We start from the raw sequence: 7,757 nt of genomic DNA, 5'->3' as shown, positions 1-7,757 counted from the left end.
TTCGGCCCCGACCGACCTGAAGGGGGGGACAGGTCGCCGGGGCCGGCTACTGGCCCGAGGCCAACGACGAGATCCTGACCCTGGCCATGATCGAGACCGCCGACGGGCTAGAGAATGTCGACGAGATCACCAGCACCCCCGGCCTCGACGGCATCTATATCGGGCCCTCCGACCTCTCCCTTGGCCTGGGCGGCTCGCCCAACCAGGACACCCAAGAGCCGATGATCCTGGACGCCTTCGACCGCATCATCGCGTCCTGCAAGCGATCCGGCATTCGCGCCGGCCTGCACACCTCCAGCGTCGCCTACGGCCAGCAGATGATCGACCGCGGCTTCGACCTGGTCACCGTCGGCAGCGACATGCGGATGCTGATGGGCGGCAGGGTCGAGGCCAAGGCGATGCGCGACCACGTCGACGGCAAGCGCTGAGCTCCCCGACTCAGGCCGCCTTCTGTGGCATCGGCCCGACGTAGAGGCTCGCCGGACGGATCAGCCGTCCACCGGCGAGCTGCTCCCGCGCATGCGCCAGCCAGCCGGCGACGCGACCCATAGCGAAGACGCAGGTGAAGGCGCCGGGCGGAAAGGCCAGGGCTTCCAGCAGGAGCGCCGTATAGAACTCGACGTTGGTTTGCAGCGACCGGTCGGGCTTGCGCTCCCGCAGGATGGCCAGGACCGCGGCCTCCACCTGCTCGGCGAACTCCAGCCGTCCCTGACGCGCGTCCAGCCAGCGGACAGCGGCTTTCAGCGCGTCGGCCCGCGGGTCCCTGACCTTGTAGATCCGGTGGCCGAACCCCATCAGCCGGTCGCCGCGGTCCAGCGCCGCCTCGATCCAGGCCCGGGCGTTGGCGGGCTCGCCGATGGCGTCCAGCATGTCGATGATCGGCCCCGGCGCACCGCCGTGCAGCGGACCCTTCAGCGCGCTCATCCCCGCCAGCACGGCCGAACCCAGGCCCGCCCGCGTCGAGGCCACCACGCGGGCCGCGAACGTCGAGGCGTTCAGCCCGTGGTCGGCGACAGTGACCAGGTAGGTGTCCAGCGCATCGGCCTCCGCCTTCGTCGCCGGCGCGCCGCGCAGCATACGCAGCGCGTCCGCGGCATGGCCCAGTGTCGGGTCCGGCGCCACCGGCGCGTCGCCGGCCTGGCCCCGCACTACCGCAGCGGTAAACACCGCCGGCGCGGCCAGAAGCCGGAAGGCGGTCTCGATGTCGTCGCCGTCCGCCAGCCGCGCGGTCAGCGCCCGCACCGCCTCGATCGGCGTGCGGTCCAGGAGGCCGGTGTCCAGCGCCCCCACCTCCGCGAACACCTCGACCCGCGCGCGGCCCAGGGCGGCCGGGATGTCGGCGGGCAGGTCCGGATAGAACCCCTCGAACAGCAGCGCCACGACGTCTTCGAACCGAGCGCGACCGGCCAGCTCATCCAGCGACCGGCCGCGCACGATCAGCACGCCGGCAGCGCCGTCCACATCGCTAAGCACGGTCTGAGCGGCCACCACGCCCTCCAAACCATCGGTCATCTCGCGTCTCCTTCTCACTTGTCGCATGAGAGAAATGACGTATCTTTCCTCGGATCAATCTTGATCAATATGATCAATATAAATGCCTTCATCCGACTGGATCTGCGCCGAGGACGCTCGGGCCCGTCTGGGCGTGCGGGCGCAGACGCTCTATGCCTACGTCAGCCGGGGGCGCGTGCAGGTGCGGCCGGACCCGGACGACTCGCGCCGCAGCCTCTACCGGACCGCCGACATCGCCGCGCTCACCGAGCGCAAGTCCCGCAGCCGCAAGGTGTCCGACGTCGCCGCCGGCGCCATCAACTGGGGCGAGCCGGTGCTGTCCTCCGAGATCACCACGGTCTCCGGCGGCCGGCTGTTCTACCGCGGTCGCGACGCGATCCGGCTGGCCGAGACAGGCGAGACCCTCGAGGCGGTGGCCCGGCTGCTACGGGGCGGCCACGGCGTAGCGCTGAAGCGGACCGACCGGCCGACGCCGCCAGACGACCTGGACGCGCGCGCCCGGGCCTTCGCGGCGCTGGCTGCCCGCGCTGCCGTCGATCCCCCGGCCCGCGGACGCGCGCCCCTGTCCTTGGCGGTCGAGGCAGCGACCCTTCTCGACGTCCTGACAGACGCGGTGGCCGGCGCGGTCGGCGGCGGCGCCATTCACAACCGCCTGGCGCTCGCCTGGGGTCTCGGCCCAGGCGGCCCCGGCGCCGATCTGATCCGCCGCGTCCTGGTGCTGGTGGCGGACCATGAGCTCAACGCCTCAGCCTTCGCCGCGCGCGTGGCCGCCTCGACGGGCGCCTCGCTTTCGGCCGCGGCCCTGGCCGGCCTGGCGACGCTGTCCGGGCCCCGCCACGGCGGGGCGACCGCCGCGGTGGTGAAGTTCGCGGCCGAGGCGGCCCAGCTTGGCCCGCGAGAGGCGGTTGCCAGCCGCCTGGCCGACGACCGCGCGCTGCCCGGCTTCGGCCATCAGCTCTATCCCGACGGCGACCCCCGCGCCGCGGCCCTGCTGGCGCGCTTCGAACCGCCGTCCGAGCTGGCGCGTCTGCACGCGATGGTCGAGGCAGTCACGGGGCTGGCCCCCAACGTCGACTTCGCCCTGGTGGCGGCCTGCGAGGCGCTGAAGCTGCCAAGAGACGCCCCTTTCGCCCTGTTCGCCGTCGCCCGCTGCGCCGGCTGGATCGCGCACGCCATCGAGCAGGGCGCGGCCGACACCTTGATCCGCCCCCGCGCGCGATACATCGGCCCGGAACCCGAGGGGAGCTAGGCGCACGCGCCCCTCGCCCGCATAGTCCGCACTGATTCCCGACGAGAGGCCCGCCGTGCTGCCCGACTGGATCTACGCCGTCATCCTGGGGGTGATCGAAGGGCTCACCGAGTTCATCCCGGTCTCGTCCACGGGCATGATGCTGCTGGCCAAGCAGGGCATGGGCCTGACGGACCCCTTCTGGGACACCTTCGCGGTGATGATCCAGCTGGGAGCGATCATGGCGGTGGTGGTGCTCTACTTCCGCAAGCTCGCCACCCAGGTCATCCGGCTGCCCACTGACCCCGACGCACGGCGGTTTGCCCTGACCATCATCGTGGCCTTCGCACCTTCGGTGATACTGGGGCTGCTGCTGCACGACTTCATCAAGCAGGTGCTGTTCGACAGCCCGGAGATCCAGTGTGTCTCCCTGATCCTGGGCGGCATCGTGCTCCTGTTCATAGACCGCCTGACGCCGGCGCCGACCTCCGACGACCCGATGAAGCTCAGCCTGAAGAAGGCGCTCGGCATCGGCCTCTTCCAGGTGCTGGCGATGATGCCCGGGGTCAGCCGCTCGGGCGCCACCATCGTCGGTGGGATGCTCATGGGGGTGGAGAAGCGGGCGGCCGCGGAGTTCACCTTCTTCCTGGCGATCCCGACAATGCTGGGCGCCTTCGTGCTCGACGCCTGGGAGAGCCGCGACCAGCTTACCGCCGACACGCTGCCGCTGGTGGGCATCGGCTTCATGGTTGCCTTTCTAGTCGCGATCGTGGTGATCCGGACCATGCTGGCGGTCGTCACCAGCCGCGGACTGGCCCCCTTCGGCTGGCTCCGCATTGCGATCGGCGGGGTAGGCCTGGCGCTCCTGACGCTGACCTAGGCGCCTTCGCCGGTCGCCAGCCAGTGGGCGCAGTCGCGGCCGAGGCGTTCCCGCATCAGCTCTTCGAACCGCGCGCTCTCGGCCGCCGAGATCACGTCCTTCCAGCGGCCGTTCGTCCCCTTGTGCAGGAAGGTGTCCGCGCCGCCGTTCCAGCCCGCCCCACCCAGCGGCACGATCTTCTCGCCGTTCGCCTTCATCCAGTCGAAGGTGCAGTGCTCCACGATCCGAGGCCATTTCGCCGCCGGCACGTCGATCTCCAGGAAGTCGGCGATCTTCCGGATCTCGCCTTCCATGTCGGCCTTCAGGTTGGCGAAGTGGATGAGCTTGACGTTCGACAGGTGGCGGATGTCCCACCAGGTCCGGATGTTCTCCGAGAACGACCAGTGATGGCCGCCGTCGGTCTCGAGCCAGAAGTTGAAGTAGCGCCGCACGTCGGGATCGGCCTTGGGCAGCGGCGGGCCGACGCGCCCCGGCGTATCGTTGAGCATTTGGAACACCAGATCCGAATGGTTCAAGTGGTGGTTGTGCAGGCTCCAGGCGACGTCGCGCCCGTCGCGCCCCACGTAGAGGTATTTGGCTTCGGGCGACAGCACGAGCGCGTCCGCAGGCAGGTGGGTCTTCAGCACGCGCCGGCCGGGATAGCCCCGGATCATCTCCCGCACGTCAGGGGGAATAATCCGCATGTCCCACCACGGGGAGAGCTCGGCCATGGCGATGTTGGGATCGCCCTGGTGGATCAGCTGGCCGACGATCTGCTGGGTCCAGGTGGTGCCCGACTTGGCGTAGGTCCCGATGATCACGTCGTCGTCGCGGAACGCGAAGTCGTCCCAGTGCGTGGACTCCATGTGGTGGTTGGACAGCTCCCGCGTCTTGCGCGGCCAATCGGTAGCGATATCGGGCATGATCAGGTCTCCGAGGGCGACCTGATCATATACCGAAGATATCCGATCGTGGATGCGCCCTAGGAGTTGGCCAGCACCTGGTCGGCGTACTGCCCGCCCCTACGGTAGCGGTAGAGGTAGGTAGGTAGCACCGCTTCGAGCGGCGTGGGCGTGACGCCCAGCTCGGTCAGGCCCGGGCAGGCGCCGCTGACGACGTTGTCCGACTTCAGCAGCTGGATTTGGTCGGCGGTGATCGGAGGCTTGATAAGGAACGACGCCAGATCGCCCAGGCTGCCCAGCAGGCTCGCCGCCTCGAAGGGGATCGGCAACAGCAGGCGGCGCTGGCCGGTCTCGGCCAGCAGCTTCTGCATCAGCTCCTTGAAGGTGAACGCGCCTGGTCCGCCCAGCTCGAAGGTCTGGCCGGCGCAGGCCGGGTCGGTGACGATGCGCGCCAGCGCCTTGCCCAGGTCCCCGACGAATATCGGCTGGAAGCGGGTCGTCCCGCCGCCGATCAGCGGCAGCACCGGGCTGAACTGCGCCATGGCGGCGAACTTCTCGAAGAAGCCGTCACCAGTACCGAAGACGATCGAGGGCCGCACCACCGCCGCGTTCGGGTAGACGGCGCGCACCGCGGCCTCGCCGGCGGCCTTGCTGCGCGCATACTCTGAGGGCGAGCTCGCCTCGGCGCCTAGGGCCGACATCTGCACGACGCGAGACACGCCCATGGTCCGCGCGGCCTGGGCGACATTGCGGGCGCCCTCGACGTGGACGGCTTCGAAATCCTGGCGGCCGGTCTCAAACAGCAGGCCCACCAGGTTCAGCGAGGCCGTCGCGCCCTCCAGCGCCCGCTCCAGCGACTCGACATCCCGCAGGTTGGCCTGCACCACATCGATCTGGCCCACGTCGCCGAGCAGGCGCATCCGGTAGGCGAGGTTGGGGTTGCGCACCGCCACCCGGATTCGCCAACCGGCCTTGGCCAGGTAGCGTACGGCCTGGGTCCCGACGAAGCCGGATCCGCCGAAGACGGTGACGAGGTTCTGCATAGGCGCGGAATTAGCGGATGCGCCGCCCTGCCGCAATCCGACACGACCCCGAGGCGGACGCTGCCGTTGACCCCGCCGGGGCGGCGCCATATGTAGCCGCCTCCCGATCCGACGGACGGGGCCCAGGTGGCGGAATTGGTAGACGCGCTGGCTTCAGGTGCCAGTGGCTTAACGGCCGTGAAGGTTCGAGTCCTTTCCTGGGCACCACCGTCGGATCGGGATATTCCCTAAAGCCGCTCAGTGCAGCCGGAAGCGGATCGGGACCGATTTCGGTCCGCAGACGAAACTCGCCTCCATTCGCCTGGGGGTCCCGTCCAGTTCCACGGTATCGAGGCGCGGAAGCAGTTCTTCCCAGAGAATCCGCATTTCCATGCGCGCCAGGTGCTGTCCGAGGCAGACGTGGGCGCCGTAGCCGAAGGCGATGTGCCGGTTGGGCGAGCGGGCGGCGTCGAAGGTGAAGGGGTCGTCGAAGACCGCCTCGTCGCGGTTGCCGGACGGATAGCTCAGCAACAGCCAGTCGCCCTTGGCGATCTTGCGCCCGGCCAGTTCGGCGTCGTCGGTCGCGGTGCGCATGAAGTGCTTCACAGGCGTCTCCCAGCGGATCGACTCCTCGATCAGGCCCTTGATCAGCGACGGGTCGGCCTTCACCGCCCGGAACTGTGCGGGATTTTCCGCCAGGGCCCAGAGGGCGCCGGCCGTGGTGCTGGAGGTCGTGTCGTGCCCGGCCGTCGCGGCGATGATGTAGTAGCTCATCGCCTCCAGGTGACCGAGCGGCTGGCCCTCGATGGCGCCGTTGGCGATGACGCTCGCCAGGTCCGACCGCGGCTGGCGTCGCCGGTCCTCGGTCATCGCGTTGAAGTACGTCATGAAGTCAGCGACCGTGCCCTGAAGGCTGGCTAGCGCCTGGTCGGTGTTGGACACCTGCCCCTGGCTGCGATTGAGATCCGGGTCGGCGCTGCCGAACAGTTCCTGGGTCAGCTTGAGCATTCGCGGCTCGTCGACCTCCGGGACGCCCAGCACTTCCATGATCACGTGCAACGGGTAGAGGAAGGCCACGTCCTTGGCGAAGTCGCAGCGCCCGCCGTACGCGGCCATCCGGTCCACGAAGCCGCGGGCGATCTCGCGGATGCGGTCCTCGAGACCCCTCAGGCTCTGCGGCGCGAAGTATCCCTGGGTGAGTCGCCGGTAGTTGGCGTGGTCGGGATTGTCCATCTGGACCAGGGAGCGGACCAGATGCGGCGAGCCGCCCATCATCGCCCGGACCTTGCGGTCCGCCTCGATCGTGGTGAGCACAGTGGATCGGTCGCCGTTGTGGAACAGCTCGTTCTGCAGTTCGACCTGCCGGATATCGGCCTGGCGGGTCACGACCCAGAACGGATCGAATCCCTCGGGCTGAGCCTGATCGAGCGGAGCCTCGCTGCGCAGGACACGGAAGGCTTCGTCGATGCGGCGCCCGTCTGCATAGGCCTTCGGATCGACGATGGTCTGGGCGATCTCCTGCGGGATCATGGGTCGAATTCCTGCTCCGGCGCCGCGGGTGCGAGCGCCAAGTTCGCCGCACATTCCAGCGCTGGCGGATGGAGCGACATGACGCGGATCAAGGCGCGTCTTCGTCGGCGCGCGACTGGTGGCGTGCGACCGGATCTTCAGCCGGCGCGCAGTTCGGACGGCCCCATGAGCGACGAACCCTTCAAGACCTGGCAGTGCCGAACCTGCGGCTACATCTACGCCGAGGCCGACGGGGACCCTGGCGAAGGTTTGCCGCCGGGCACGCGCTGGTCCGACCTTCCAGCCGATTGGGTCTGCCCCCTGTGCGGCACGCGCAAGGCCGACTTCGACATGATCGAGCTCTGAGCTGGACCGGCTCGCCCCTATCGGACCCCGATCGGATCATCTAAACACGGGCATCGGGCCCCTCGGCGGGACCTTAAGCATGTCCTGGAGTTGCGAGCCTCGGTGGCCACATTCGTTCACGAGGGGGACCTCCCGGCCGGGGCGCTGGCGAACGCGTCATCCGTGGCCATCGATTCCGAGACCATGGGCCTGCGCCTCGGGCGCGATCCACTCTGCGTCGTGCAGCTCTCCGACGGCGGCGGCGACGCTCATGTCGTGCGCATGGGGCGGCCTGGCTACGACGCGCCCAACCTGAAGCGGCTGCTGACCGATCCGGCCGTCACCAAAATCTTCCACTTCGGCCGCTTCGATATCGCCAT

8 protein-coding genes, 1 tRNA gene and 1 pseudogene (1 of these 10 cut by a window edge) are annotated in these 7,757 nt (G+C 69.0%); 6 read left to right on the top strand and 4 right to left on the bottom strand.

From position 1 onward, the window contains the following. Positions 1 to 71 precede the first annotated feature (71 nt). Positions 72 to 428, top strand: a complete 357-nt coding sequence (locus QZV94_RS18615; RefSeq protein WP_293680216.1) for an aldolase/citrate lyase family protein — start codon at positions 72 to 74, stop codon at positions 426 to 428. A gap of 10 nt (positions 429 to 438) precedes the next feature. Here QZV94_RS18615 and QZV94_RS18610 read toward each other — a convergent pair whose 3' ends face one another. Further along, positions 439 to 1,512, bottom strand: a complete 1,074-nt coding sequence (locus QZV94_RS18610; protein ID WP_293680207.1) for a citrate synthase/methylcitrate synthase — start codon at positions 1,510 to 1,512, stop codon at positions 439 to 441. 82 nt (positions 1,513 to 1,594) lie between these two features. Here QZV94_RS18610 and QZV94_RS18605 point away from each other — a divergent pair, with 82 nt between their 5' ends. Both QZV94_RS18605 and QZV94_RS18600 read left to right on the top strand, forming a co-directional pair. Further along, on the top strand, positions 1,595 to 2,761 hold the full coding sequence (locus QZV94_RS18605) for a citrate synthase (protein ID WP_293680204.1): 1,167 nt from the start codon (positions 1,595 to 1,597) through the stop codon (positions 2,759 to 2,761). A 55-nt stretch (positions 2,762 to 2,816) separates the two neighbouring features. After that, positions 2,817 to 3,620, top strand: coding sequence for an undecaprenyl-diphosphate phosphatase (locus QZV94_RS18600; protein ID WP_367254828.1), 804 nt, complete (start codon positions 2,817 to 2,819; stop codon positions 3,618 to 3,620). Here the strand turns inward: QZV94_RS18600 and QZV94_RS18595 are convergent. Next, complete coding sequence (locus QZV94_RS18595) at positions 3,617 to 4,522, bottom strand: sulfotransferase domain-containing protein (RefSeq protein WP_293680202.1); 906 nt, start codon at positions 4,520 to 4,522, stop codon at positions 3,617 to 3,619. The genes QZV94_RS18600 and QZV94_RS18595 overlap by 4 nt on opposite strands. 59 nt (positions 4,523 to 4,581) lie before the next feature. Continuing rightward, a complete protein-coding gene (locus QZV94_RS18590) occupies positions 4,582 to 5,544 on the bottom strand; it encodes a complex I NDUFA9 subunit family protein (RefSeq protein WP_293680197.1) in 963 nt (320 codons plus the stop codon). A gap of 120 nt (positions 5,545 to 5,664) precedes the next feature. On the opposite strand from QZV94_RS18590, the gene QZV94_RS18585 reads away from it, so the two are divergent. Further along, positions 5,665 to 5,751 (top strand) — tRNA-Leu (locus QZV94_RS18585). 30 nt (positions 5,752 to 5,781) lie between these two features. On the opposite strand, the gene QZV94_RS18580 is transcribed toward QZV94_RS18585, so the two are convergent. Further along, positions 5,782 to 7,053: a cytochrome P450 gene (locus QZV94_RS18580; protein WP_293680192.1), complete on the bottom strand. Its 1,272-nt coding sequence runs from the start codon at positions 7,051 to 7,053 to the stop codon at positions 5,782 to 5,784. 165 nt (positions 7,054 to 7,218) lie between these two features. Between QZV94_RS18580 and QZV94_RS18575 the strand changes: the two genes are divergently transcribed. Both QZV94_RS18575 and QZV94_RS18570 read left to right on the top strand, forming a co-directional pair. Continuing rightward, positions 7,219 to 7,398, top strand: coding sequence for a rubredoxin (locus QZV94_RS18575; RefSeq protein ID WP_293680187.1), 180 nt, complete (start codon positions 7,219 to 7,221; stop codon positions 7,396 to 7,398). Between the two features lie 102 nt (positions 7,399 to 7,500). Then, a pseudogene (locus QZV94_RS18570) lies at positions 7,501 to 7,757 on the top strand (ribonuclease D) (it continues 362 nt past the right edge of the window).

Source organism: uncultured Phenylobacterium sp. (genome assembly GCF_902826855.1).
Taxonomy (GTDB): Bacteria; Pseudomonadota; Alphaproteobacteria; order Caulobacterales; family Caulobacteraceae; genus Phenylobacterium.
The sequence above is the reverse complement of the archived record's forward strand: the minus strand, read 5'-3'. Positions and strand labels throughout refer to the sequence as shown.

Bases quoted from the DNA above. Each gene is read 5' to 3' on its own strand.
- QZV94_RS18610 (WP_293680207.1), bottom strand. From the start codon at position 1,512: ATGACCGATGGTTTGGAGGGCGTGGTGGCCGCTCAGACCGTGCTTAGC.
- QZV94_RS18605 (WP_293680204.1), top strand. From the start codon at position 1,595: ATGCCTTCATCCGACTGGATCTGCGCCGAGGACGCTCGGGCCCGTCTG.
- QZV94_RS18595 (WP_293680202.1), bottom strand. From the start codon at position 4,522: ATGCCCGATATCGCTACCGATTGGCCGCGCAAGACGCGGGAGCTGTCC.
- QZV94_RS18590 (WP_293680197.1), bottom strand. From the start codon at position 5,544: ATGCAGAACCTCGTCACCGTCTTCGGCGGATCCGGCTTCGTCGGGACC.
- QZV94_RS18580 (WP_293680192.1), bottom strand. From the start codon at position 7,053: ATGATCCCGCAGGAGATCGCCCAGACCATCGTCGATCCGAAGGCCTAT.
- QZV94_RS18575 (WP_293680187.1), top strand. From the start codon at position 7,219: ATGAGCGACGAACCCTTCAAGACCTGGCAGTGCCGAACCTGCGGCTAC.